A 24,338-nucleotide genomic window follows, 5' to 3' on the forward strand; every position below is an offset into this window, starting at 1 on the left:
CACCATGAATTCCCGTGCGATAGCCATAAAACCCGAGTCGCTGATTGTTTTCGGCGCGGGTGGTCATGGCCGGGTGGTGGCCGATGCTGCGCTGCGCGGGAAACGCTGGACGCACATTGTGGCCTCGGATCGCGACCCGCAGCGCTGTCATGGCGAACTTTTGCCTGGCGTAGATCTACTCGGTGTGCAGGGCTTGGCGGTGTTCCCATATCTGATCCACATCGCGATTGGCAACAACCTATCGCGCGAACGCGAGGCCGTGTTGTGGGGATATTCGCGCCTTGCTTCGCTGATTCATCCTGCGGCTCAGGTTTCTCCCTTCTGTACTATTGGCGAGGGATGCTTTGCGGCGGCATGTGCAGTGATAGCACCGAGCGCAAGGGTCGGAGTTTGTGTCATTGTCAATCATGGTGCCGTGGTCGATCACGATGCCCTTGTTGGATCCTTTTCCCACATTGCACCCAATGCGGTTCTTGGGGGTGAGGTGAAAGTCGGGCAACGTGTGTTGATCGGTTCTGGTGCAGTCGTACTGCCAGGTATCGTCATTGCGGATGATGTTACTGTCGGCGCTGGCGCTGTTGTGCGTGCCAACCTTGTGGACGCGGGTGTTTATGCAGGTGTCCCGGCAAGGAGAATCAAGTGAACCCAGCCACGCTGACGGCTTTAACCGTACCGCCAGGTCTTACGTTACGAGAAGCGTTGTTGCGTATGGACCAAACTGGGCGCGGAATCCTGCTCGTGCTGGACAACAAAGGTGCGCTTGCGCGTACGCTGACGGATGGCGATTTACGAAGGGCCATTCTTGGCAACGCTGGGGATTCAATGCCGGTGAGTACGTTGCCGGAAACCCCGCCGATTACAGTTGGCGAGGAAGCAAGCGCGGCAGCAGTACTTCAGTTAATGGATCAGTACCAGATAGATCACGTGCCAGTGCTGGACGCTGCGGGAAAGTTGCTGGATGTGATATTTCGTCGTGAGTTATCGCAGCGTGTCTGGCTTTCGTCGCCCCATCTCGGCGAGGAAGAAACCCTGTTTGTGGATGATGCCTTCAAGAGCAACTGGATAGCTCCGCTGGGTCCTCACGTAGACGGTTTTGAGGCAGAGCTGGCAAGCCATGTCGGTGTTGGACACGCCGCCGCTGTCAGTTCCGGAACTGCCGCCATTCATCTTGGGTTGATTTTGCTTGGCGTGAAACCCGATGACACTGTCTTCTGCTCTTCCCTGACATTCGTTGGAAGTTGCAATCCAATTGTTTATTGCGGGGCAAAACCGGTCTTTATCGACTCCGAACCTGAGAGTTGGAATATGTCGCCAGCTGCTCTTGAACGCGCTTTTGACTGGGCCAAGCGTGAGCGGAAAATGCCGTCTTGCGTCATTCTTGTCAATTTGTATGGCCAAAGCGCCGATATGGACGCATTGCTTCCGATTTGCGAGCGTTATGGTGTACCTGTACTTGAGGACGCGGCTGAGTCACTGGGCGCGCACTACAGGGGAAAGAGTAGTGGGGCTTTTGGAAAAGTTGCAGTTTATTCGTTCAACGGCAACAAGATCATCACGACATCGGGAGGGGGCATGCTGGTGGCTGACGATCCCGACCTGATCGCAAGGGCACGAAAGCTCTCGACACAGGCACGTGAGCCCGCTGCTCATTACGAGCACACCGAAATCGGATTTAACTATCGCATGAGCAATGTTCTGGCCGGAATTGGGCGAGGACAGCTTCGGGTGCTGGAACAACGTGTTTCGCAGCGTCGGCGCGTGTTTGAGCGTTATGTAGAGGCGATGGCGGATTTTCAGCAACTTCAGTGGATGCCAGAGCCGGAAGGCTGTCACTCGACCCGATGGCTGACATGTTTCACCTTGCAGGGATCAGATGCCGAAGCGAGGAGCCGCCAGGTGATGAAGGCGCTTGAGCGGCATTTGATTGAGGCCAGGCCGGTCTGGAAGCCCATGCACTTGCAGCCACTCTTTGAGGATGCTCCTTATTTTTCGCATGAACCTGATGTCGATATTTCTGCCGGTCTTTTCCGGACCGGTATCTGTTTGCCTTCGGGCTCCAATCTTGATGCGGCTCAGCAGGATCGTGTGATTGATCACTTGCGGCATGTCCTGCTCATGATGGAGGGCCGTCGTGCGCTTGCGTAAAGAGACTGTTCCGCTGTGGACTGCAGATCTCTTGCTGGTTTGCTTAGGGTGGTGGGCCGCATTTTGGTTGCGGTTTAATTTTGACATTCCTGAAGAGTTTGAAGCACTCGCCCTGCAGAGCATGCCATGGGCGTTGGCTGGGTCTTCGGCCGGACTGGTCATCGCACGCGTTGACCGGCAAATCTGGAAGTACATTGGCCTGCCCGAGCTACGGCAACTGGTTTGGGGGGTATTTCTCGGTGGACTGTTGGCTGCCGCCGCTGTGCTGATGATCCGGTATCCGGATTTTCCGCGATCTGTCCTCCTGCTGCATCCACTCGTTGCATTGATATTGCTTGGCGGAGCTCGCGCTGCCTGGCGGACATTTGTCGAGCACGGTAGCCCGTCGGACGAATCCCGGGCCTTGTTGATTGTCGGATCGCTTCATGATGCTGCCGATGCCCTGCGTGCGATCAAGGGATCCAGGCAGTGGCATTGTGTGGGTATTGCTTCATCCGTTGAGTCCGAACAAGGGCGTTATCTTCATCAGATACCGGTATTGGGATTTCCGGCTGCAATTGCCGACATGGCTGCGTCTACGGGGGCATCAACTGCGCTCATTGCCAGTCCGCCGGGCTCTCGGGAGCGTCGCGAGGTCCTCATGCAGTCCAGTCCGCCCGGACTGACGTTGCTAACCATGCCGAGGCCGGATGAATGGTTGCAGTCCGAGAGCGCAAGTCCGAGGAAAATTGAACTGGAAGATTTGCTGGGCAGGCAGGCGGTGGAACTGGACACGCAGGGACTGGCGGAGCTTTTTTCGGGGCAAACCGTGTTTGTATCGGGTGCTGGCGGGTCTATAGGGTCGGAACTTTGCCGGCAGATTGCGCGATTGGGTGTCGCCCGGCTGGTTTGTGTGGACGCCTCGGAGATTGCCATTTACAAGCTGGAGCAGGAGCTGCGGGAAGCGCATCCGCAGATGCAGGGGCTCTATTACACGGCCAATGTCAGGGAGCATGCCCGCTTGCAGGCCATCGCAATGCAGTACAAGCCCTCGGTGTTTTTTCATGCGGCAGCGTACAAACATGTCCCATTGATGGAGTTGAATAACGAAATCGAAGCGGTCCGAACCAATATTCTCGGAACCATTCACGCCGCTAAAGTGGCCGGTGCGTGCGGTGCCCAGAAGTTCGTCTTGATCTCCACTGACAAGGCAGTGAATCCCACCAATATCATGGGAGCCACCAAACGCATGACGGAACTCGTGGTGCAGAGCATTGCGCGCGAGTACACCGACACCCAGTTTGTGTCGGTTCGGTTCGGAAATGTTCTGGGCTCAAGCGGCTCTGTGGTCCCCTTGTTCACTGAGCAAATTGCGCGTGGTGGCCCGATCACTGTGACGCACCCCGACATCGTGCGCTATTTCATGACGATTCCGGAGGCCGCCAAATTAGTACTGCAGGCCGGGCTTATGGGGCGCAGTGGCCAGATTTACGTGCTCGATATGGGTGAGCCTGTAAAAATTGTGGATCTGGCCCGGATGATGATTCGTCTTTCGGGTAAATCCGAACACGACATTCCGATCACTTTCACCGGTTTGCGTCCCGGCGAAAAACTATTTGAAGAATTGATGGCTGATGACGAAACCACGGAGCCCACTCCCCATCCCAAGCTCCGTGTGGCCAAATCGTCGGGCGATCAGGCCGTTGCCATCGACGATGTAACAGCCTGGATATCCGCTGTTGGTGCCGCACCGTCCGGCGAAACCGTGAAGGCTTGGTTAACCAGTCATGTTCCGGAGTACAAATCCCGGATCTGATTTGGCCGGTTCCTTGTTTACAGCGAAATTCCTGTACGTTCCAGAATGTCGCCGACCAGTTCCAGCCGCATCAATGGGTTGTCCAGTTGCATCAGGCGCTGCTTCAATTCCAGCGGCATCGGTAACAGTTCGCACCAGCGGTTGGCGACCCATCCGCAGTCGTTCAGCCTGTAGGGTGCCAATAGCGGCATTTGTGCCTGCGGCACCTCGCGTTCCTGCAGGCTTTTGATCAGCTTGCCTAGCGCATTGGCCGTGGCCTGCAGGTCAACCGGAATTTCCACCGGTTGGTCGTCTTCCAGTCGGGTGACGTCGGCAATCCACAGGCCATGCCTGAGTTTTTCACGGCGGGTGATTTCAAAGCGCTGTGCACCGGTGCAGCGTACGACCATCAGGCCCGGCTGGGGGATGGAAAACTCAGTGATGGTGGCCAGGGTGCCCACGGTGCTGAAGGCCTCGTTTGCAAAGCCGTCGCTCGTGGGTGTGCCGGCATCGGCGGGCCGGCGCACCTCGGAGCCTTCGGTGAGCGAGACAACGCCGAAAGGCGCGCCGGCCTTGTGGCATTTTCCGATCATGTCGAGGTAGCGGACCTCAAAAATGCGCAGCGGCAGCACGCCGCCCGGGTATAGCACCGCGCCCAGCGGGAAGAGGGGGAGGGAGCTCAGCGTCAAGGCTTCTGGCATGGTCTCATCGTGCTTTGGAGTGCCGTGAACCACATCATCCCATGTGACCCGTGCGGTGAGCTTCTCGTACGTCTAATACGCTTTGCTTCAGGGGCTTTTCGAGGGGAGCTTGCCGGGTTCTCAACTGACGGCATCAGCCGGTTGGCGCAGCAGCATGGCCAGGGAATTGGCCACGGTCTTGCGCAGTTCCCTGCGGTCGCAGATCAGGTCAACTGCGCCTTTGGTCTGCAAAAACTCGGCGCGCTGAAAGCCTTCAGGCAGCGTGACGCGTACGGTGGACTCAATGACACGCGGGCCGGCAAAACCGATCAGGGCCTTGGGCTCGGCGATCACGATGTCACCCACGAAAGCAAAGCCGGCGCTCACACCGCCCATGGTCGGGTCGGTCAGCACGCTGATGTAGGGCAGTCCTTTTTTGGCCAGGCGGGTCAGCGATGCATTGGTTTTGGCCATTTGCATCAGGCTTAGCAGGCCTTCCTGCATGCGTGCGCCGCCGGTGGCGGTAAAGCAGATGAAGGGCACTTTTTGCTCGATGGCCGCATGCACGCCGCGCACAAAGCGCTCGCCCACCACGCTGCCCATGCTGCCGCCCATGAAGTCGAATTCAAAGCAGGCCACCACCACGCCGATGCTGTGTACGGCTCCGCCCATCACGACCAGGGCGTCGGTTTCCTGGGTGTTTTCCAGGGCTTCCTTCAGGCGTTCGGGGTACTTGCGGCTGTCCTTGAATTTGAGGGCGTCGACGGGCAGCACTTCCTGGCCAAGCTCATAACGGCCTTCGGGGTCCAGAAAGGCGTCCAGGCGGGCGCGTGCGCCTATGCGGTGGTGGTGGCTGCACTGCGGGCAGACATTCTGGTTTTTTTCCAGGTCGGTCTTGTAGAGCACAGCTTCGCAGCTCGGGCACTTGATCCACAGGCCTTCGGGCACGCTGCGGCGCTCGGTCGGGTCGGTGGGGCTGATTTTGGGAGGGAGGAGTTTTTCTAACCAAGACATCGAGTTAGTCCTTAGAGTGTCGGGCGGCATCCGGAGGCATTTGCCGGGCGAAAAGCGCAATTATGCGCCGGTTTTTCCGATGTTTTGCCCGGCAAAAGCAGCATGAAAAGTCAGCCTAAAGCAGTACGGATTTCTTTCAAAAAGTCATGCGCCACCGCTGCCACCTTGTCGCGCGGCTGGTTTTCAATCAGCTGGATGATCTTGCTGCCGATCACCACTGCGTCGGCCACCTTGCCGATGGCCTTGGCAGTGGCGGCGTCGCGAATACCGAAGCCCACGCCGACGGGCACGTTCACATGCTTGCGGATGCGCGGCAGCATGGCCTCCACCGCGTCCACGTCCAGGGTGCCGGCGCCCGTCACGCCCTTGAGCGAGACGTAGTAGACATAGCCGCTGGCGACTTGCGCCACCTGGGCCATGCGTGCGTCGGTGCTGGTGGGGGCCAGCAGAAAGATCAGGTCCATGCCGTGGGCGCGCAGCCGGGCGGCAAACTCCACGCACTCTTCAGGCGGGTAGTCGACGATGAGCACGCCATCCACGCCAGCTTGTGCGGCGTCGCGGATGAACGCACTTTCGGTTTTGCTGCCGCCGTGCTTGATGTCGTAGCGCTCGACAGGGTTGGCGTAGCCCATCAAAACGACGGGGGTGGCGCTGTCTTTGGTGCGGAATTGGCGCACCATCTCCAGCACCTGTGCCAGGCCGATGCCCAGGGACAAGGCCTTTTCACCGGCTTTCTGAATCACGGGGCCATCGGCGCTGGGGTCGGAAAAGGGCACGCCCAGCTCGATCACGTCGGCGCCGCCGGCCACCATGCTGTGCATCAGCTCGGGGGTGACGTCGGCAAACGGAAAACCCGCCGTGACGTACGGAATCAAGGCCTTGCGGCCCTGGTTTTTCAGCGTGGAGAAGGTGGCTGCAATGCGGCTCATGACTGCACCCCGCTTCCCTTGGCGTCGCTGGCGTCGAACGACGCTGCCGAGGCCGCGCCGCCCTTGACGGAGAGGCCGCGCATCGAAGGCCGGTCGTAAAACTCCGCGCCGGAAAGGTCGGCTACGGTGCCGATGTCCTTGTCGCCGCGGCCAGACAGGTTGACGAGCAGGCTTTGGTCAGAGCGCATGGTGCGCGCCATCTTCATGGCGCAGGCCACGGCATGGCTGGATTCAAGCGCCGGGATGATGCCTTCAGTGCGGCACAGATAGTGAAAGGCTTGCAGCGCTTCGGTGTCGGTGATGCCGACGTATTCAGCACGGCCGATGTCCTTGAGGAAGGCGTGCTCGGGGCCGACGCCGGGGTAGTCGAGGCCCGCGCTGATGCTGTGCGTTTCGGTGACCTGGCCGTCGTCGTTTTGCAGCACATAGGTGCGGTTGCCGTGCAGCACGCCGGGCAGGCCGCGCTGCAGCGACGCCGAGTGCTTGCCGCTGTCCAGGCCTTCACCTGCGGCCTCGACGCCGATCAAGCGGGTTTCGGCATGTTGGATATAGGGGTGGAAGATGCCCATGGCGTTGCTGCCGCCGCCCACACAGGCAATCACCGCGTCGGGTTGCTTCGTGCCAATGAACTCCGGCATCTGCTGCAGGCATTCGGTGCCGATCACGCTCTGGAAGTCGCGGACCATCATGGGGTAGGGGTGGGGCCCCGCCACCGTGCCGATGATGTAGAAGGTGTTGTCGACGTTGGCGACCCAGTCGCGCATGGCTTCGTTGAGCGCGTCTTTCAGCGTCTTGCTGCCGCTTTCGACCGGCACCACGGTGGCGCCCAGGAGGTTCATGCGGTAGACATTGGGGCTTTGGCGCTTGACATCTTCGCTGCCCATGTAGACCACGCATTCCAGGCCGTAGCGGGCGCAGATGGTGGCCGTGGCCACACCGTGCTGGCCGGCGCCGGTTTCGGCGATGACGCGCGGCTTGCCCATGCGGCGCGCCAGCATGGCCTGGCCTATGGTGTTGTTGATCTTGTGCGCGCCGGTGTGGTTGAGGTCTTCGCGCTTGAGGTAAATCTGCGCGCCGCCCTGCTCACGGCTCATGCGTGCGGCATGGTAGATCGGGGAAGGGCGACCTACAAAATGCGCCAGCTCGGAGTGGAATTCGGCGAGGAACTCCGGGTCGTGCTGGTATTTGGCGTAAGCGTCTTTCAGCTCATTGATGGCGTGGGTCAGTGTTTCAGAAACAAAACTGCCGCCGTAAATTCCGAAATGGCCTGAAACGTCAGGCTGGTGGTACTCGTACATGGTTAAGACTCTTTGCAAGTAGCTCGTCGGCGGCACGAACGGCCGCGACAAACTGGTTGATCTTGTCGGCGCTTTTGATTCCCTTGGAAATCTCGACGCCCGAACTGACATCAACGGCCAGCGTTGTGCAACGCGGCCTGACTTGCAAAATGCCATCGATCACGTTTGCAGGCGTCAATCCACCAGACAAAACGAGGTGAGCGCTGACGTTTGGAGGAAGAAGTGACCAATTGAATGTTTTCCCGCCGCCACCATAACCTTCGACATGAGCGTCGAGCAGGATGGCTTGTGCGGCCTTGAAGTCTTGTGCGTATTTTACGAGATCAAAGCCGCCGGAGGTTCCAGGCGTGCTTTCAGTGGTTTTTTCACCAAGTGGAATGCGTGCGGCACGCATGAACGGGCGCCCGGCTTCCAGGCAGGTTTCCGGTGTTTCGTCACCGTGAAATTGCAGTAAAGCCGTTGGTAGACCTGCGCAAGCAGCTATGATTTTTATAGCGGGAGCATTGACGAAAAGCAGCACCGGCGTCACGAAAGGAGGCAGGCGGCGAGCCAGTTCGGCGGCGCGTTCGGCTGTCACATAGCGCGGGCTGGCCTCGTACATTACAAACCCGATTGCATCGGCTCCGGCAGCCACGGCCGCGTCCACGTCTTCCTCGCGGGTGAGGCCGCAGATCTTGATTCGGGTGCGGGTGGCGGGCGTCATGGAAGCCAATCATAGGCCGCTGTGCGACTTGGGAGGCCATAGTGGTCTTCATAAACCGGTCCCAAGAAGTACAACCCATCGGGTGAAAAAGTGGGCGCGGCGGCGTCGCGGCTGCGCGCATCCCTTACCTCGGCCAGCCAGCCTGGCGGGTAGTTGCCTTGGCCGACAGCCACCAGGCAGCCCATGATGTTGCGAATCATGTGGTGCAAAAAGGCGTTGGCCTCGAACTCGAAGCGCCAGTATTTGGAGCCCGTACCGGCACGCTCGGAGATGTCGATCCGGCTGATCGTTTTGACGGGGGACTTGGCCTGGCACTGCGCGGCCCGGAAAGAGCTGAAATCGTGCTCGCCAATGAGGTGCGTGACGGCCTGTCGCATCGCAGCGCCGTCCAGAGGCCGGTAAACCCAGCCGACACGCCCAGCCTCCACGCTGGGCCGTACCGGCGATTCCAGCACCACGTAGGCGTACCTGCGTGCGATGGCGCTGCCGCGGCAATGGAATTCATCGGGGACCTCACGCGCCCATTGCACCGCGATGTCACCGGGCAAAAAGGTGTTGGTGCCGCGCACCCATGAGGCGATATCGCGCTGCAGGGGCGTGTCAAAGTGCACGACCTGCATCAGCGCATGCACGCCAGCGTCGGTGCGCCCGCAGCAGAGGGTACGAATCGGCTGGGCGGCAAACTTGGCCAAGGCCAGCTCCAGCTTGTCCTGCACGGTATTGCCCGAGAGCTGGCTTTGCCAGCCCTCGTAGGCACTTCCGCTGTAGCTGACGCCGAGGGCAATCCTCACGGTTGAACCCCGGCCGGTGCGCAGTGAACGCGGTGCGTTCAGGCTGCGCTCACGCCAAGGCGTTCAGGAACGCCTGCGCCTTGACTTTCAACGGGCCGCTGGCTTCTGCCAGCACTTCTTCGGCCAGCGAGCGGGCACCGTCGGTGTCACCCAGTGAGCGGAACTCTTCGGCCAGCATGAACTTGGTTTCAAGCGGGTCATCCGACGAAGAAGATACTTCAAACTCAGGAGCGGGACTCTCCGTTGTTGGGCCATTCAGGTCAAGTGAAAGCGCGCCCAGGTCGAATTCCAGCATGCCGCTGTCGGCTACTGCCGGGGCCGGAGCCGGAGCGGCCTTGACCGGCGGAACCGGTTTGGCTGGCGGGACGAACGGCTCGGGTTCAAAATTCAGGCCTTCGGACAGAAAGGAAATCTCGGGTGCCGCTTCGGCGGGTTTGGCCGCAGCAGGTGCCGGTGGCTTGGCCGCAGGCATGGCAACCGTTGCGCTGCTGAAATCCATGTTCAGGGCGGCGGGTTCCGGTTTCTTGGTAACGGGCGGGGCAACTGGTTTTGGTGCAACGGGTGCCGATATTGCCGCAGGGGTTGTGGCTGTATCAGGCTCATCACCGAGTGAGAAATCCAGGTCAAGATCAACGTCCACGGCCGGGGTTGGCGCAGGGACATTGACCGGTTGAGCCACCATGGCCACGGTACCGCCCGGGCTGAACGCCGATGTCCCGGCGGCAGAGGCTGTGCCGGCGGGCTGTCCGCCAGGCTGGTACATCGGGTTCGAAGGGTCGAGCTCTCGGCCCATCTCGGTGATGTACGCCCATTCCGGGCCATTGCCGTGGGTCAGGTTGAAGGCTTCGATGGCGACGGTCTCAAATGCCTTGCTGTCGCGGCGTTTGGCATAGATTTCCATCAGCTTGGCGTGAATTGCCACGCGCATGGGGCTGGTGCGCATCGCCTCCTTGAGGATTTCCTCAGCTTGCAGGTCGCGTCCATATGCCAGGTACACGTCGGCTTCGGCTACGGGGTCTACGTCGCCAGCGGCGTCCAATTGACTGGGCGAATACACCAGGGACGAGCCCGTGGCGTTGCCTTCATTCGTGTCAATTCTTTGGCCGCCGCTGGCGCCGAAAAAAGAATCGGGCTGCAACCTGCTTTCAAGGAAAGAGCTGTCAACCTGGGCCCCGCCTGCGCGCTGGCGGTACCGGTAAAAGCCGAATCCGGCGAGCAACGCGACCAGAAGGCCTACGCCCGGCAATACCAGGGGGTTCTCCATCAGTTCGTCGAGCAGGCTGGGTTCAGGCGGCGGCGGCGGTGGCGCAACGACCGGCTTTTTGGGCACTACTGGAGCGGCTGCGACCGGAGCAGCGGGCTCACTGGCCGCGGGGGCTGGTTGTGAAGCCGCTACAAGCGGCTCGGCGCTTGCGGCCGTCGCTGAGGCCGCAGAGGCGGGTGCCATGGCAACCGCAGGCGTCGTGCCGGCAACTGCTGCTGCGCTGGCCGCCTGTGTGGTTGTAGCGGCTGCTTTGGCGGAGGTTGCCGATGATGCGGCGATGGAAGGCGCCGAAGCTGTCGGAGCCGCCGCGGGCACCGTGACGCTGGACGGGGCTGGAACAGCCACACCTGGCGTTTTGGCCGCGCTGGCTGCGGGTGCCGCTGCCGGACCGCTTCCGAGTTTGTTGAGCTCGTTGATATTTTTGGACAGCTCCGCAACCCGTGTCGAGGCTTCTTTGGCTTGCCGTTCCTTGGCAATCTTTTCTTCGGCGGCTGTCGCTGCCTTGCCCTTGACGGCTCCCTTGGACAGGGTGAGCTTGTCGGGGGTGGTGCTGGCAGGCGCCCGGTCTTCCACCTTGGCCTCCACCTTGCCGCCGGCCTGGCGGTCGGCACCGGCTACCTGTGCCGCCGGCACGCCTTCTGCGAGTTTTCGGCGGAAAGTGTTGAAGTCCTTGCTTTGCGCGACGATGGTCTGGGTAGCTTCGCCGGGGGAGACGGCACCGGCCGATTCCGCGGTCGGAATGTCCAGCACGGCGCCGGACTTGATGCGGTTGACGTTGCCGCCGATGAAGGCATCCGGGTTGCTTCGGAGCAAGGCGACCAGCATCTGGTCCAGTGAAATGCTGGACGGCTTGTTCTGGGCAGCGATTTTGCCTGCGGTGTCACCGGATTTGACGGTGACCTGCGTGTCGCCAGCAGGGGCTTTTTCCGCCTTTGCCGCAGGTGCCTTGGCTACGGGGGCGGGCCTGGTGGCACTGGAGCCGGGGCCTGACGGGGAATAGGGGATGGACGCGATGCCTTTGGCGGGCGGCGCGGCATTGGGCGAACCGGGGCGTGACAGCACAGGTGCAGTTGGCGCAACTGCTGTGCCGCTACTGCCGGACCGCAGGGCCGGCGGGTCAAACAGCATGGTGTAGTCGCGTGTAATTCGCCCGTTCGACCAATTGGCCTCCAGGATGAGGTCCACGAAAGGCTCGGTAACGGGGCGGTTGCTGCTCAATCGAAGGAAAGCCCGTCCGTCCGTCCGACGTTGCAGGCTGACTTCGACGCCGGTGACCACCGTGCCGTATTCCATGCCTGCTGCCCTGAAGGCTTCTGCCGGTGCAACACCGGCCCGAAGGCTGGCTGCTTCATCGGGCTTGAGGTCCGTGATCTCGATTTCGGCGCGAAGGGGTTCACCCAGTGCCGATTGAACGGTGATCCGGCCCAGCGCGAGCGCATGGGCTTCAAGACTTGCCAGGCTGCCCAGCAATGCAATGGCACTCGCCAGGGCGCCAATACGCCAACGACCGCGTTTATTCATGGGGTTGGGAGCCTCCAGTGCTCGGTCTGCATGTAACTTTATTCTGCTTAAGCGCACAAAAACCTCGATGCGAATTTTCGAAAAACAACCTTAACATCAAGGCATTAGGCTGACAAGCTAAGACACCACTTAAGTTTTGACACATCGAGTTAGCATCAACTTACATGTTCAGGATGTTGTCAGACGACAACGCACGGAAACAAGTGGTTACGGATGAGCGGCCGCATGTTGGCAACCGCTTACCCCGAATTATTCACCCCTGAAGCAGTATACGGAGCATGCGGCGCAGCGGTTCGGCCGCACCCCAGAGCAACTGATCGCCCACGGTGAAGGCACCGAGGTAGTCGGGGCCCATGGCCAGTTTGCGCAGGCGGCCCACCGGAATCTGCATGGTGCCCGTCACGGCGACTGGTGTGAGGTCCTTGATCGAGGCCTCACGCGTGTTGGGCACAACTTTGACCCATTCGTTGTCGGCAGCGATCATGGCCTCGATATCGGCCAGCGGAACGTCCTTCTTCAGCTTGAAGGTCAGGGCCTGACTGTGGCAGCGCATCGCGCCTATGCGCACGCAGAAGCCGTCGACCGGCGTTTCAGCCGTGCCGAAGCCAGCGCCCTGGCCCAGGATCTTGTTGGTTTCCGCGCCGCCCTTCCATTCTTCCTTGCTCATGCCGTTACCCAGGTCCTTGTCGATCCAGGGGATCAGCGAGCCACCCAGCGGCACGCCGAAATTGGCCGTCTCATCGCTATTCAGTGATTGCTGTTTGGCCAGCACGCGGCGGTCGATTTCCAGGATGGCTGATTTGGGATCGTCCAGCAAGGCGCGGACTTCGCTATTGAGCGTGCCATACTGCGTCAGCAGCTCGCGCATGTGCTGGGCGCCGCCGCCGGACGCCGCCTGGTAGGTCATGCTGGTCATCCATTCGACGAGGCCGGCCTTGTACAGCGCACCCACGCCCATCAGCATGCAGCTCACCGTGCAGTTGCCGCCAATCCAGTTCTTGCCGCCCTTGGCCATGGCGTTCTGGATGACCGGGAGGTTAACCGGATCCAGGATGATGATGGCATCGTCGTTCATGCGCAGCGTGGAGGCCGCGTCAATCCAGTGGCCCGTCCAGCCGGCGGCGCGCAGCTTGGGGAAGACTTCAGTGGTGTAGTCGCCGCCCTGTGCCGTGATGATGATGTCGCACTTCTTCAACGCTTCAATGTCAAAGGCGTTCTTCAGGGTAGTTTCGTTTTTGGCCTGGGCCGGGGCTTTGCCGCCGGCGTTCGAGGTCGAGAAGAAAACCGGCTCGATCAGGTCGAAGTCGCCTTCAGCCTGCATGCGGTCGATCAGGACGGAGCCGACCATGCCGCGCCAGCCGACGAGTCCCGTGAGATTGCCTTTGAGTTTCATTGCGTTGCCCTTCAAAAAGTCAAAAATAAGGCTTTTTGGCCCGGCTCATCGAGCCGGCAGGGCACGACGAACCAGGCTTGCTAGCCTTTAATGGTGGTCGTTTTGGTGATCTGGGCAAAAACCGGCGCAGCGCCGATCGCGCGCGTAGCGGCGATAAAGCGGGTGAGTGCGGGGTTTTTGCGCATGGTGTTAATTGTAGCCAGGCTTGGCTTTATCGGGGCTGACAGCCGCCTCAAACCCGTTTTTTACCCTTGGTTTGAGGCGATTTGCGGTAAAAAAACGTCAGGTCAGCGCTTTTACGACTGCGTTGCCCATCTCCACCGTGCCGACCTTCGTCGTGCCTTCGCTATAGATGTCAGGCGTGCGCAGGCCTTGGCTCAACACGGCGTCTACGGCTTTTTCGATGCGGGCGGCGGCTTCGGGCTGGTTCAGGCTGAAGCGCAGCATCATCGCTGCGCTCAGGATGGTGGCCAGCGGATTGGCCACGCCCTTGCCGGCGATGTCGGGTGCGCTGCCGTGGCTGGGTTCGTACAGGCCCTGGTTTTTGTCGTTCAGACTGGCCGAAGGCAGCATGCCGATGGAGCCGGTCAGCATGGCGGCGGCATCAGACAGGATGTCGCCGAACATGTTGCCGGTGACGACCACGTCGAACTTCTTCGGTGCCTTCACCAGCTGCATGGCGGCGTTGTCGACATACATGTGGTCCAGCGCGACGTCGGGATACTGCTTGCCGACTTCGGTGACCACGTCTTTCCAGAGCTGGAAGGTTTCCAGCACGTTGGCCTTGTCGACGCTGGTGACGCGCTTGTCACGCTTGCGGGCCGCCTGGAAGGCCACGTGGGCGATGCGTTCGATCTCGGGGCGCGAATAGCGCATCGTGTCAAAGGCCTCTTCCGAGCCGGGGAAGTGGCCATCAGGCGAAACGCGGCGGCCGCGCGGCTGGCCGAAGTAGATGTCGCCGGTCAGCTCGCGGATGATGAGGATGTCCAGGCCGGACACCAGTTCGCGCTTGAGGCTAGAGGCGTCCACCAGCTGCGCATAGCAAATTGCCGGGCGGAAGTTGGCGAACAGGCCCAGGTTTTTACGCAGGCCCAGGATGGCCTGCTCGGGGCGCAACGGCCTGTCGAGCTTGTCGTATTTCCAGTCGCCGACGGCACCGAACAGTACGGCATCGGCTTCCTTGGCGAGCTTCAGCGTGCTTTCGGGCAGCGGATGGCCATGGGCCTCGTATGCTGCGCCGCCGACCAGTGCGCTTTCGGTTTCAAACTTCAGGTCGAGCGCCTTCAATACCTTGACGGCTTCCGCGACGATTTCGGTGCCGATGCCGTCACCAGGGAGGATTGCGATTTTCATGGGATTAATCCAGGATTTCAGAAAAACTGGCCGGGCAAGAGTAATTGCTGCCCGGCACGGGGATGGGGGTTGAACTGGTGGTGTCGTTGACCACGATGGTGCAACGCTTGTCTTTCCAGATCAGGTCGGCAGTGTATTTTTTCTGCGGATCGGCGACGAAGCGGACAGCTACCGGTCCACACTTTGACTTGTAGGTTATGTTGTTCGCAAAATGCTGCTCCTGCGCATAGGCGCGAATCTGCACCGGGCCAGCTTGCGGAAGTACTTCAACAATGTCTTTGCGTTCGCGGCCGGCGTAGGTCCGGCTGGGTTCTATGGTGTTCAGAGCAACACCTACATCCTTGAAGCCTTCGCATGACGCGCTTTGTGGGCTCACACCAAATCGCGCTGTGCCATTCGAGAAGGAGCGCAGCCGAAGCGTCGCGGCATTCGCAGGGGCGTTCTTTTCGATGGCTGCCAGCTGGGTTTGGTCGCGATTGACCGCTTCCATCGTCGAGCAGCCCGTCAGGCCGGTCAGCAGGGCAACAACCAGCCCTGCCATGCGCGAGTGCGCCATCATCCTGCCACCGTGTGGTTCAGCCAGGGTTTGGTTGCCAGGCGCTCGGCTTCAAAGGCCTTGATCTTGTCGCTCTGGCGCAAGGTCAGGCCAATGTCGTCCAGGCCGTTGAGCAGGCAGTACTTGCGGAAAGCCTGCACGTCGAACGGGAGCTCCTCGCCCTGCGGCTTGACGATCACCTGCCGTTCCAGGTCAACGGTGAGCTGGTAGCCGGGGAAGGCCAGCGCTTCGTCGAACAGCTGGGCCACCTGTGCCTCGGGCAGCACGATGGGCAGCAAGCCGTTCTTGAAGCTGTTGTTGAAGAAGATGTCGGCATAGCTGGGCGCGATGATCGTGCGAAAGCCGTATTGGTCCAGCGCCCAGGGCGCATGTTCACGCGAGGAGCCGCAACCGAAGTTCTTGCGAGCCAGCAGGATGGAGGCGCCGGCGTAGCGTGGCTGGTTCAGCACGAAGTCCGGGTTGGGCTTGCGGCTGGCCGGGTCCTGGCCGGGAAAGCCCGCATCCAGGTAGCGCCATTCGTCAAACAGGTTGGGGCCGAAGCCGGTCTTGCGGATGGACTTGAGGAACTGCTTGGGGATGATGGCGTCGGTGTCGACGTTCTCGCGGTCCATCGGGGCGACCAGGCCCTTGTGTACGGTGAATTTCTGCATGGTGCGGCTCTTTAAGAGAATTTTCTGATGTCAACGAAGTGACCGTGCACTGCCGCCGCCGCGGCCATGGCCGGGCTGACCAAATGCGTACGCCCGCCAGCGCCTTGCCGGCCTTCGAAGTTGCGGTTGGATGTCGATGCGCAACGCTCGCCTGGCTCCAGCCGGTCGGCGTTCATGGCCAGGCACATCGAGCAGCCTGGTTCGCGCCATTCAAAGCCGGCGGCCACAAAAATCTTGTCCAGGCCTTCGCGCTCGGCCTGTTCCTTGACCAGGCCGGAGCCCGGTACCACCAGCGCGAGCTTGACGTTCTTGGCAACCTTCTGGCCGATCTTTTTGATGACGGCGGCTGCCTCGCGCATGTCCTCGATGCGGCTGTTGGTGCAGGAACCGATGAACACCTTGTCGATGTACAGGTCGTTCAGCGCCTTGCCGGGCTCCAGGCCCATGTACTTCAACGCGCGTTCGATGGCATCGCGCTTGTTGGCGTCTTTTTCCTTGTCGGGGTCGGGCACGCGGTCGTCGATGGACAGCACCATTTCGGGCGAAGTGCCCCAGGTGACTTGCGGCAGGATCTGGCTGGCGTCGAGCTCGACGACGGCGTCGAACTTCGCGTCAGCATCCGAGTGCAGCGTGTTCCAGTATTTGGCGGCCATATCCCATTCGACGCCGGTGGGCGAGAGCAAGCGGCCTTTGACGTAATCAATGGTTTTCTGGTCGACCGCCACCAGGCCGGCGCGGGCGCCGGCTTCAATTGCCATGTTGCAGACCGTCATGCGGCCTTCCATGCTGAGCGCACGAATCGCCGATCCGGCGAATTCAATGGTGTAACCCGTGCCGCCTGCCGTGCCGATCTTGCCGATGATGGCCAGCACGATGTCCTTGCCCGTCAGGCCGGGGGCGAGCTTGCCTTCAACCTTCACGAGCATGTTTTTGGCTTTTTTGGCCAGCAGGGTTTGCGTCGCCATCACGTGCTCGACCTCGCTGGTGCCGATGCCGTGCGCCAGCGCGCCGAAAGCGCCGTGCGTGGAGGTGTGCGAGTCGCCGCAGACCACCGTCATGCCGGGCAGCGTGGCGCCGCTTTCGGGGCCGATGACATGCACGATGCCCTGGCGCTTGGAGAGGAAGGGGAAGAAGGCGGCCGCGCCGAATTCCTTGATGTTGCTGTCCAGCGTGGTGATCTGTTCCTTGCTCACCAGGTCGGTGATGCCGTCGTAGCCCAGTTCCCAGCCGGTGGTCGGCGTGTTGTGGTCGGCGGTGGCGACGATGGAGCTGATGCGCCAGACCTTGCGGCCGGCCTCGCGCAGGCCTTCAAAGGCCTGCGGGCTGGTGACTTCGTGCACCAGGTGGCGGTCGATGTAGAGGATGGCTGTGCCGTCGTCTTCGGTATGAACGACGTGCTCGTCCCAGATTTTGTCGTAGAGGGTGCGTCCCATGGTTTCCTTCGTGGTCTCTCGTTGTCGTCTGTCGTGAGGGTGATTTTAGGCCGCTGAACTCGCAGCCATGGCTGCGGTTTGGGCGGGTCGGGCTGCATTGGCGTGCGGTTCGGCGGGCTGTGTGAGGTGCTCCACCAGCAGCCGCGCCGTCAGGGGCAGGGTGGAAAAGTCTCGCGCCACCAGCTGGATCTGGCGCTCGGCCCAGGCGTCCAGCAGGGGTATGGACTCCAGCTCGCCGACGCCGTGCATGAGCTCAAAAGCGCGCTGCGGCATCACGCCGACGCCCAGGCCGTTGTGGATCATGCGGCACATGGCGTCCAGGCCGGTGACATGGATGCGCAGCTTGATGGTGCGGCCCAGCCGGGCGGCCGCCTCGCGCATGGCCAGGTAAATCGAGCTGTTGGAGTGCAGGCCGACCTGGTCGTAGTCCAGTGCTGCTTCAAATTTGATAGCGCCTTGCGCAAACAGGGCGTGGCCTCTGGGCACAATCAACACTAATTTATCGGTGCGGTAGGGCAGTACCTGCAGGTCACCCGCGCCGTCGGCGGTGTTGCAGATGCCCAGATCGGCCGCGCCTTCCTGCACCGCCCGGACCACCTCGGTGCTCAGGTGCTCTTCCAGATCGATCTTGATGCCCGAATGCTCGCGGGTGAACGCGCCCAGGTCTTCCGGCAAAAACTGCACGATGGCCGATATGCTGGCGTGCACGCGCACATGGCCGCGCACGCCGTCGGCGTATTCGCTGAGCTCGCTCTGCATCTTCTCCAGGCTGAACAGCACCGAGCGCGCATGGTGCAGCAGGCTTTCGCCGGCGGGCGTCAAATCGACCCCGCGGGTGTGGCGGTACAGCAGCGGTGTGTCCAGCGTGATTTCGAGGTCGGAGAGGCGTTTGCTCACGGCCGAGGCGGCAATGAATTCGCGCTCAGCCGCCTTGCCGATGCTGCCGAGCTCGCACACGGCCACAAAGAGCTGAAGCGAGGTCAGGTCAATGCGGCGGGCAAAGTTGCGTTCGGAGCTTTTCATGGCATGGGCGTGGCGTCATCGTGTTAGACGATGGTGAAACGCTATTTTGCTACCACGATTGATGTTTTGTCATCGCATTACGCGATGCCCTGCTTGCCAATAGGCGTTTTCGGCCTCGGACCACCAGAATTTTAGATGTTTTGAGGCTCTAGACTAATAGGGACGAGCGAAAGCAGCTATCAAAAACGTAGCAGGCAGCTGCAGGGCCTTGGGGCATAAAAAAGCCCGCCGGTGTTGCCACGGGCGGGCTTTGTGTCAACGCGAGGTGGCTTAGCGCTTGGCCAGCGGCAACACCTGACGGGTCGTGGAGCCGGTGAACAACTGGCGTGGACGGCCGATCTTGTACTCGGGGTCGCCGATCATTTCGTTGAGCTGGGCGATCCAGCCGACGGTGCGGGCCAGCGCGAAGATCGCCGTGAACAGCGGCACCGGGATGCCGATGGCGCGCTGCACGATGCCGGAGTAGAAGTCGACGTTGGGGTAGAGCTTGCGCGACACGAAGTATTCGTCTTCCAGGGCAATCTTTTCCAGCGCCATGGCGAGCTTGAACAGCGGGTCGTTTTCCAGGCCCATTTCCTTGAGCACTTCCTTGCAGGTTTCCTGCATCAGCTTGGCGCGCGGGTCGTAGTTCTTGTAGACGCGGTGGCCAAAACCCATCAGCTTGACGCCGGAGTTCTTGTCCTTGACCTGCTTGATGAAGTCACCGATTTTCTCGATGCCGCCGGCTTTCTGAATGTCGCCCAGCATGTTGAGTGCCGCTTCGTTGGCGCCGCCGTGTGCCGGGCCCCAGAGGCAAGCCACGCCGGCAGCAATCGCTGCAAATGGGTTGGTGCCGGACGAACCGCACAGGCGCACCGTGGAGGTCGAGGCGTTTTGCTCATGGTCTGCGTGCAGGATGAAGATGCGGTCCAGCGCGCGTTCTAGCACCGGGTTGACCTTGTACTCTTCGCACGGCGTGGCGAACATCATGTGCAGGAAGTTGCCGGCATAGCTCAGGTTGTTCTTGGGGTACATGTAGGGCTGGCCCACGGTGTACTTGTAAGCCATGGCGACCAGCGTCGGCATCTTGGCGATCAGGCGGATGGCGGAGATATCGCGGTGCTCGGGATTGGTGATGTCGGTGCTGTCATGGTAGAAGGCCGACAGGGCGCCGACCAGGCCGGTCATGATGGCCATCGGGTGCGCGTCACGGCGGAAACCGCGCAGGAAAAACTGCATCTGTTCGTTGACCATGGTGTGGTTGGTCACGCGGCTGACGAAGTCTATTTTCTGCTCGGTATTGGGCAGCTCTCCGTACAGCAGCAGGTTGCAGGTTTCCATGTAATCGCAGTTGGTGGCCAACTGCTCGATGGGGTAGCCGCGGTACAGCAGCTCGCCCTTGTCGCCGTCGATGTAAGTGATGGCCGACTGGCAGGCAGCGGTCGACAGGAAACCGGGGTCATAGGTGAACATGCCGGTCTGGGCATACAGCTTGCGGATATCAACGACGTCCGGACCAACGCTGCCCTGGTAGACCGGCAACTCGATGCTGGGGCTGCCGTTGCTGAAGGACAGGGTGGCTTTGTTGTCAGCTAGCTTCATTTCGTGCTTCTTTCTTTCGTATCAGTGTCAATGGAGGACGGACGCGTAATCAGGGGCCGGCGCTGCAGGCTGCAGCAACTTTAAAACTTCATGGGCTTCAGAAGTAGAGGCGCTTGCCTTGGCCGCTTCATCGGGCAGCTGGCTGGCAACTTTTCGTTTTAACAGCAGGTCCAGCAAATCGTTGTCGGACAAATCCATTAAATCATTTAACCCTTTAGCCTGCCTGACGGTTAGCGTCGCTTCGTGCGCCAAAAAGAAGCGCTCAATCAGCAAATCGTTTTCCAGCAGGCCGCGCCGGCAACGCCACTTGAGCTTGCTCAGGGCTCGCTCGTCCAGCAGGGCGTCGGCGGTTTCCATATCGTTCAGACCGTGGAGGTTTCGCCGCCGGGCCGCCCCAAGGCGAAACGCGCCCCCTCGGGGGGCAGCGAAGTACACGAAGTGACGAGCGTGGGGGCCATGGTCACGCCGCCGGGCCGCCCCAAGGCGAAACGCGCCCCCTCGGGGGGCAGCGAAGTACACGAAGTGACGAGCGTGGGGGCCATGGTCACGCCGCCGGGCCGCCCCAAGGCGAAACGCGCCCCCTCGGGGGGCAGCGAAGTACACGAAGTGACGAGCGTGGGGGCCATATTTTCAAACTGTCCTGAGGACCATCATTTCCTTGATCTTGCCAATCGCCTTGGTCGGGTTCAGGCCCTTGGGGCAGACGTCGACGCAGTTCATGATGGTGTGGCAGCGGAACAGGCGGTACGGGTCTTCCAGGTTGTCCAGGCGCTCGGCGGTGGCTTCGTCTCTGGAGTCGGCGATGAAGCGGTAGGCCTGCAGCAGGCCGGCCGGGCCGACGAACTTGTCGGGGTTCCACCAGAAGCTGGGGCAGGAGGTGGAGCAGCTGGCGCACAAAATGCACTCATAGAGGCCGTTCAGCTCGTCCCGCTCTTCGGGACTCTGCAGGCGCTCTTTTTCGGGCGGCACGTTGTCGTTGATCAGGTAGGGCTTGATCGAGTTGTACTGCTTGAAGAACTGCGTCATGTCGACGATCAGGTCGCGCACCACGGGCAGGCCGGGCAGCGGCTTGAGGATGATGACCTCGGGCAGCGTGCGCATGTTGGTCAGGCACGCCAGGCCGTTCTTGCCGTTGATGTTCATGGCGTCGGAGCCGCATACGCCTTCGCGGCAAGAGCGGCGAAAGCTGATGGTCGGGTCCTGCGCCTTCAGCTTCATCAACGCGTCCAGCAGCATGCGCTCGTGGCCGTCGAGCTCCACCTCGATGGTCTGCATGTAGGGCTTGGCATCGGTGTCCGGGTCGTAGCGGTAGATCTTGAAGGTACGTTTGGTCATGGGGTTCTCGCTTCTTGTGGGGTCGCAGGGCGTCAGAGCAGTAAGGGCAACGTCTTCAGAAAGTACGCGTCTTGAGCGGGACCGAATCGACCGTGAGCGGTTTCATCTGCACCGGCTTGTAAGCCAGGCGGCTGCCTTCGCTGTACCAGAGCGTGTGTTTGTGCCAGTCGGTGTCGTTGCGGCCGTTCGGGTGCGCGAGGGTGTCGCCGTAGTCGTCGACAGAGTGCGCGCCGCGGCTTTCCTGGCGGGCGGCAGCGGACACGATGGTGGCCTGCGCTGCTTCGATCAGGTTTTCCACTTCCAGCGCTTCGATGCGCGCGGTGTTGAAAATCTTCGACTTGTCCTTGAGGCCGATGCTGTTGACGCGGGCACGCAGCGCGGCGATTTTCGTCACGCCTTCGTTCATGATGGCCTGTGTGCGGAACACGCCGGCATGCTGCTGCATGGCGGCGCGCAGGTCGTTGGCCACGTCTTGCGCGTATTCGCCGTCGGTCGCGTTGTCCAGGCGCGCGATGCGGGCCAGGGTCTTGTCGGCGGCATCCGCCGGCAGCGGCTTGTGCGTGGTTGTCTTGGCGAACTCGACGATGTGGTTGCCGGCGGCCTTGCCGAACACCAGCAGGTCGAGCAGCGAGTTGGTGCCCAGGCGGTTGGCGCCGTGAACGCTGACACAGGAGCATTCGCCCACCGCGTACAGGCCGTTGACCACCTGGCTCTGGTTGCTGGCGTCCTGCGTGACAACCTGGCCATGGATGTTGGTCGGGATGCCGCCCATCTGGTAGTGGATGGTGGGCACCACGGGAATCGGTTCCTTGGTGATATCGACGTTGGCGAAGTTGTGGCCGATCTCGAACACCGAAGGCAGGCGCTTCATGATGGCGTCCACGCCCAGGTGGGTCATGTCCAGCAGGATGTAGTCCTTGTTGGGGCCGCAGCCGCGGCCTTCCTTGATTTCCTGGTCCATGGAGCGCGAGACGAAGTCGCGCGGCGCCAGGTCTTTCAGCGTGGGCGCATAACGCTCCATGAAACGCTCGCCGTTGCTGTTGCGCAGAATTGCGCCTTCGCCGCGGCAGCCTTCGGTCAGCAGCACGCCGGCGCCGGCCACGCCGGTGGGGTGAAATTGCCAGAACTCCATGTCCTCGAGCGGGATGCCGGCGCGCGCCGCCATGCCCAGGCCGTCGCCGGTGTTGATGAAGGCGTTGGTTGATGCGGCAAAAATGCGCCCTGCGCCGCCGGTGGCCAGCAGCGTGGTCTTGGCTTCAAAGATATGAACATCGCCGGTTTCCATTTCGAGGGCGGTCACGCCCACGACATCACCAGCCGAATCGCGAATCAGGTCCAGCGCCATCCACTCGACGAAAAAGCTGGTTTTTTCCTTGACGTTTTGCTGGTACAGCGTGTGCAGCATGGCGTGGCCGGTGCGGTCGGCTGCGGCGCAGGCGCGCTGCACGGGCTTTTCGCCGTAGTTGGCGGTGTGGCCGCCGAAGGGGCGCTGGTAAATCGTGCCGTCGGGGTTGCGGTCGAAAGGCATGCCCATGTGCTCGAGGTCGTACACGACCTTGGGAGCTTCGCGGCACATGTATTCAATGGCATCCTGGTCGCCGAGCCAGTCGGAGCCCTTGACGGTGTCATAGAAGTGGTAGTGCCAGTTGTCTTCGCTCATGTTGCCGAGCGATGCGCCGATGCCGCCCTGGGCTGCAACGGTGTGCGAGCGGGTGGGGAACACTTTGGAAAGCACGGCCACGTTGAGGCCGGCGCGTGCCAGCTGCAGCGATGCGCGCATGCCGGAGCCGCCGGCACCGACGATGACGACGTCAAATTTGCGCTTGGGGAGTTTGGATGTTGCTGTCATGATTTTTGTGGGGGTGTCGGTCTTCTTGTCGGGTCTGTGGGGTCAGCGAGGGCTTAAAGGCGCCACAGGACCTGGATGCCCCAGCCGGCGCAGGCCACCAGCCAGACAATCGTGAAAACATTCAGAACCAGCTTGATGGAGGCTGGTTTGACGTAGTCCATCCAGATGTCGCGCATGCCGACCCACACGTGCAACAGCAGGGCAACGATGACCACAAACGTCAGCGTCTTCATCCATTGGGACGAGAAAATGCCGGCCCATTTGTCGTAGCCGATGGGGCCTTTGCTGAAGATGACCTGGGCCAGGACCAGCACGGTGAAGAGGGCCATCAGCGCGGCCGTGATGCGCTGCGCGAGCCAGTCGCGCAAACCATAGTGGGCACCGACAACGATGCGCTTGGAGCCGTAGTTAACTGCCATTTTTGTGCTCCTTGATTAGTACGCGCCGAAGAGCTTGAGTGCCAGCACGATTGAGATGCCTATGCTCACAGCCAGTGTGAAGAGGGCGGATGATTTGCCGAATTCCTTGCTGACGGCGGCGTGGCTCACGTCCATCCACAAGTGGCGCAGGCCGGCGATGAAATGGTGCAGGTAAGCCCAGATCAGGGCCAGCGCCACCAGTTTCCAGATGATGCCGGGAAGGCCCAGCATGCCAACATTGAAGGCCCCCTTGAATTTCTCGAACGAGATTTCAGAGGAGATCGAAGTGTCGAACATCCAGATGATGAAGGGCATCAGCAAAAACATGATGAACCCGCTGATACGGTGAAGGATGGAGACAATGCCTGCGAGGGGGAGGCGATAGGAGGGGAGGTCGGTCAGAGCGTTGATGTTGCGGAACTCGGGCCGCTTCTTCGCTACGGTTGTCGCTGATTCGGACATACTTGGCTTTCTGTGTTTTTGAGTAACGGCTTTGTAACTGCCAAAGCGGCTCAACCCGAAATTCTATTGCAATGCAGCAACAATCCCGGCTGCTTCGGGTGATGGCCGGAAATTTTTGTCGGGAAAAGTGCGTTTGGCTGCGCAACAGTTCGCAATTGCTGCGCG

The 24,338-nt window shown here is 61.0% G+C and carries 22 protein-coding genes; 3 read left to right on the plus strand and 19 right to left on the minus strand.

Translation table 11 applies throughout. The features are described from left to right. Positions 1 to 4: 4 nt before the first annotated feature. Genes AC1DVV_RS01430 through AC1DVV_RS01440 form a run of 3 tightly spaced genes read left to right on the plus strand, consistent with a single transcriptional unit; the run spans position 5 to position 3,940 of the window. Positions 5 to 643 (plus strand): acetyltransferase, encoded by a 639-nt coding sequence (locus AC1DVV_RS01430; protein WP_457279354.1) that lies wholly within the window; start codon positions 5 to 7, stop codon positions 641 to 643. Further along, positions 640 to 2,145: a DegT/DnrJ/EryC1/StrS family aminotransferase gene (locus AC1DVV_RS01435; RefSeq protein WP_477666252.1), complete on the plus strand. Its 1,506-nt coding sequence runs from the start codon at positions 640 to 642 to the stop codon at positions 2,143 to 2,145. Before AC1DVV_RS01430 ends, AC1DVV_RS01435 begins: the two co-directional genes overlap by 4 nt. Further along, entirely contained in the window at positions 2,132 to 3,940 is a 1,809-nt protein-coding gene (locus tag AC1DVV_RS01440; protein ID WP_457279352.1) for a polysaccharide biosynthesis protein, read from the plus strand. The genes AC1DVV_RS01435 and AC1DVV_RS01440 overlap by 14 nt, the downstream gene beginning before the upstream one ends. 17 nt (positions 3,941 to 3,957) lie before the next feature. On the opposite strand, the gene AC1DVV_RS01445 is transcribed toward AC1DVV_RS01440, so the two are convergent. The 19 genes from AC1DVV_RS01445 to sdhC all read right to left on the minus strand — a co-directional run bounded on the left by AC1DVV_RS01445 (position 3,958) and on the right by sdhC (position 24,173). Beyond that, on the minus strand, positions 3,958 to 4,620 hold the full coding sequence (locus AC1DVV_RS01445) for an LON peptidase substrate-binding domain-containing protein (protein WP_457279351.1): 663 nt from the start codon (positions 4,618 to 4,620) through the stop codon (positions 3,958 to 3,960). Positions 4,621 to 4,740: 120 nt separating this feature from the next. Continuing rightward, positions 4,741 to 5,613, minus strand: a complete 873-nt coding sequence (gene accD / locus AC1DVV_RS01450; protein ID WP_457279350.1) for an acetyl-CoA carboxylase, carboxyltransferase subunit beta — start codon at positions 5,611 to 5,613, stop codon at positions 4,741 to 4,743. 110 nt (positions 5,614 to 5,723) lie between these two features. Continuing rightward, on the minus strand, positions 5,724 to 6,542 hold the full coding sequence (gene trpA / locus AC1DVV_RS01455; RefSeq protein WP_477702457.1) for a tryptophan synthase subunit alpha: 819 nt from the start codon (positions 6,540 to 6,542) through the stop codon (positions 5,724 to 5,726). After that, positions 6,539 to 7,840 (minus strand): tryptophan synthase subunit beta, encoded by a 1,302-nt coding sequence (gene trpB / locus AC1DVV_RS01460; protein ID WP_477702456.1) that lies wholly within the window; start codon positions 7,838 to 7,840, stop codon positions 6,539 to 6,541. Before trpB ends, trpA begins: the two co-directional genes overlap by 4 nt. Next, positions 7,818 to 8,543, minus strand: a complete 726-nt coding sequence (locus AC1DVV_RS01465) for a phosphoribosylanthranilate isomerase (RefSeq protein WP_457279347.1) — start codon at positions 8,541 to 8,543, stop codon at positions 7,818 to 7,820. The genes trpB and AC1DVV_RS01465 overlap by 23 nt, the downstream gene beginning before the upstream one ends. Next, positions 8,540 to 9,334 carry a tRNA pseudouridine(38-40) synthase TruA gene (truA, locus tag AC1DVV_RS01470; protein WP_457279346.1) on the minus strand — a complete coding sequence of 265 codons (795 nt, stop codon included), beginning with the start codon at positions 9,332 to 9,334 and terminating at the stop codon, positions 8,540 to 8,542. Before truA ends, AC1DVV_RS01465 begins: the two co-directional genes overlap by 4 nt. 49 nt (positions 9,335 to 9,383) lie before the next feature. Beyond that, positions 9,384 to 12,119, minus strand: a complete 2,736-nt coding sequence (locus tag AC1DVV_RS01475) for a FimV/HubP family polar landmark protein (protein ID WP_457279345.1) — start codon at positions 12,117 to 12,119, stop codon at positions 9,384 to 9,386. Between the two features lie 253 nt (positions 12,120 to 12,372). Continuing rightward, the gene (asd, locus tag AC1DVV_RS01480) at positions 12,373 to 13,512 is read right to left on the minus strand and encodes an aspartate-semialdehyde dehydrogenase (RefSeq protein WP_457279344.1); all 1,140 of its coding nucleotides are present in this window, start codon (positions 13,510 to 13,512) and stop codon (positions 12,373 to 12,375) included. 282 nt (positions 13,513 to 13,794) lie between these two features. Beyond that, complete coding sequence (gene leuB, locus AC1DVV_RS01485) at positions 13,795 to 14,865, minus strand: 3-isopropylmalate dehydrogenase (protein WP_457279343.1); 1,071 nt, start codon at positions 14,863 to 14,865, stop codon at positions 13,795 to 13,797. A 4-nt stretch (positions 14,866 to 14,869) separates the two neighbouring features. Further along, on the minus strand, positions 14,870 to 15,406 hold the full coding sequence (locus AC1DVV_RS01490; protein WP_457279342.1) for a hypothetical protein: 537 nt from the start codon (positions 15,404 to 15,406) through the stop codon (positions 14,870 to 14,872). Between the two features lie 14 nt (positions 15,407 to 15,420). Then, positions 15,421 to 16,071, minus strand: a complete 651-nt coding sequence (gene leuD / locus AC1DVV_RS01495; protein WP_457279341.1) for a 3-isopropylmalate dehydratase small subunit — start codon at positions 16,069 to 16,071, stop codon at positions 15,421 to 15,423. 11 nt (positions 16,072 to 16,082) lie between these two features. Beyond that, positions 16,083 to 17,504, minus strand: coding sequence for a 3-isopropylmalate dehydratase large subunit (gene leuC, locus AC1DVV_RS01500; RefSeq protein WP_457279340.1), 1,422 nt, complete (start codon positions 17,502 to 17,504; stop codon positions 16,083 to 16,085). Between the two features lie 45 nt (positions 17,505 to 17,549). Next, positions 17,550 to 18,527, minus strand: coding sequence for a LysR family transcriptional regulator (locus tag AC1DVV_RS01505; protein ID WP_457279339.1), 978 nt, complete (start codon positions 18,525 to 18,527; stop codon positions 17,550 to 17,552). A 270-nt stretch (positions 18,528 to 18,797) separates the two neighbouring features. Continuing rightward, entirely contained in the window at positions 18,798 to 20,108 is a 1,311-nt protein-coding gene (gene gltA, locus AC1DVV_RS01510) for a citrate synthase (RefSeq protein WP_457279338.1), read from the minus strand. Positions 20,109 to 20,135: 27 nt separating this feature from the next. After that, on the minus strand, positions 20,136 to 20,465 hold the full coding sequence (locus AC1DVV_RS01515; RefSeq protein WP_457279337.1) for an FAD assembly factor SdhE: 330 nt from the start codon (positions 20,463 to 20,465) through the stop codon (positions 20,136 to 20,138). A gap of 273 nt (positions 20,466 to 20,738) precedes the next feature. After that, a complete protein-coding gene (locus AC1DVV_RS01520) occupies positions 20,739 to 21,443 on the minus strand; it encodes a succinate dehydrogenase iron-sulfur subunit (protein WP_122955671.1) in 705 nt (234 codons plus the stop codon). Positions 21,444 to 21,498: 55 nt separating this feature from the next. Further along, the gene (gene sdhA / locus AC1DVV_RS01525) at positions 21,499 to 23,292 is read right to left on the minus strand and encodes a succinate dehydrogenase flavoprotein subunit (RefSeq protein WP_477707094.1); all 1,794 of its coding nucleotides are present in this window, start codon (positions 23,290 to 23,292) and stop codon (positions 21,499 to 21,501) included. 53 nt (positions 23,293 to 23,345) lie between these two features. Further along, entirely contained in the window at positions 23,346 to 23,711 is a 366-nt protein-coding gene (sdhD, locus tag AC1DVV_RS01530; protein WP_457279335.1) for a succinate dehydrogenase, hydrophobic membrane anchor protein, read from the minus strand. A 15-nt stretch (positions 23,712 to 23,726) separates the two neighbouring features. After that, positions 23,727 to 24,173 (minus strand): succinate dehydrogenase, cytochrome b556 subunit, encoded by a 447-nt coding sequence (gene sdhC / locus AC1DVV_RS01535; RefSeq protein WP_457279334.1) that lies wholly within the window; start codon positions 24,171 to 24,173, stop codon positions 23,727 to 23,729. Positions 24,174 to 24,338 lie beyond the last annotated feature (165 nt).

The sequence above is a fragment of the Polaromonas sp. P3_B4 genome, assembly GCF_056402835.1.

Coding starts and splice junctions, on each gene's coding strand:
- AC1DVV_RS01430 (WP_457279354.1), top strand. CDS start 5: ATGAATTCCCGTGCGATAGCCATAAAACCCGAGTCGCTGATTGTTTTC.
- AC1DVV_RS01445 (WP_457279351.1), bottom strand. CDS start 4,620: ATGCCAGAAGCCTTGACGCTGAGCTCCCTCCCCCTCTTCCCGCTGGGC.
- accD (WP_457279350.1), bottom strand. CDS start 5,613: ATGTCTTGGTTAGAAAAACTCCTCCCTCCCAAAATCAGCCCCACCGAC.
- trpA (WP_477702457.1), bottom strand. CDS start 6,542: ATGAGCCGCATTGCAGCCACCTTCTCCACGCTGAAAAACCAGGGCCGC.
- trpB (WP_477702456.1), bottom strand. CDS start 7,840: ATGTACGAGTACCACCAGCCTGACGTTTCAGGCCATTTCGGAATTTAC.
- AC1DVV_RS01465 (WP_457279347.1), bottom strand. CDS start 8,543: ATGACGCCCGCCACCCGCACCCGAATCAAGATCTGCGGCCTCACCCGC.
- AC1DVV_RS01475 (WP_457279345.1), bottom strand. CDS start 12,119: ATGAATAAACGCGGTCGTTGGCGTATTGGCGCCCTGGCGAGTGCCATT.
- asd (WP_457279344.1), bottom strand. CDS start 13,512: ATGAAACTCAAAGGCAATCTCACGGGACTCGTCGGCTGGCGCGGCATG.
- leuB (WP_457279343.1), bottom strand. CDS start 14,865: ATGAAAATCGCAATCCTCCCTGGTGACGGCATCGGCACCGAAATCGTC.
- AC1DVV_RS01490 (WP_457279342.1), bottom strand. CDS start 15,406: ATGGCAGGGCTGGTTGTTGCCCTGCTGACCGGCCTGACGGGCTGCTCG.
- leuD (WP_457279341.1), bottom strand. CDS start 16,071: ATGCAGAAATTCACCGTACACAAGGGCCTGGTCGCCCCGATGGACCGC.
- leuC (WP_457279340.1), bottom strand. CDS start 17,504: ATGGGACGCACCCTCTACGACAAAATCTGGGACGAGCACGTCGTTCAT.
- AC1DVV_RS01505 (WP_457279339.1), bottom strand. CDS start 18,527: ATGAAAAGCTCCGAACGCAACTTTGCCCGCCGCATTGACCTGACCTCG.
- gltA (WP_457279338.1), bottom strand. CDS start 20,108: ATGAAGCTAGCTGACAACAAAGCCACCCTGTCCTTCAGCAACGGCAGC.
- AC1DVV_RS01515 (WP_457279337.1), bottom strand. CDS start 20,465: ATGGAAACCGCCGACGCCCTGCTGGACGAGCGAGCCCTGAGCAAGCTC.
- AC1DVV_RS01520 (WP_122955671.1), bottom strand. CDS start 21,443: ATGACCAAACGTACCTTCAAGATCTACCGCTACGACCCGGACACCGAT.
- sdhA (WP_477707094.1), bottom strand. CDS start 23,292: ATGACAGCAACATCCAAACTCCCCAAGCGCAAATTTGACGTCGTCATC.
- sdhD (WP_457279335.1), bottom strand. CDS start 23,711: ATGGCAGTTAACTACGGCTCCAAGCGCATCGTTGTCGGTGCCCACTAT.
- sdhC (WP_457279334.1), bottom strand. CDS start 24,173: ATGTCCGAATCAGCGACAACCGTAGCGAAGAAGCGGCCCGAGTTCCGC.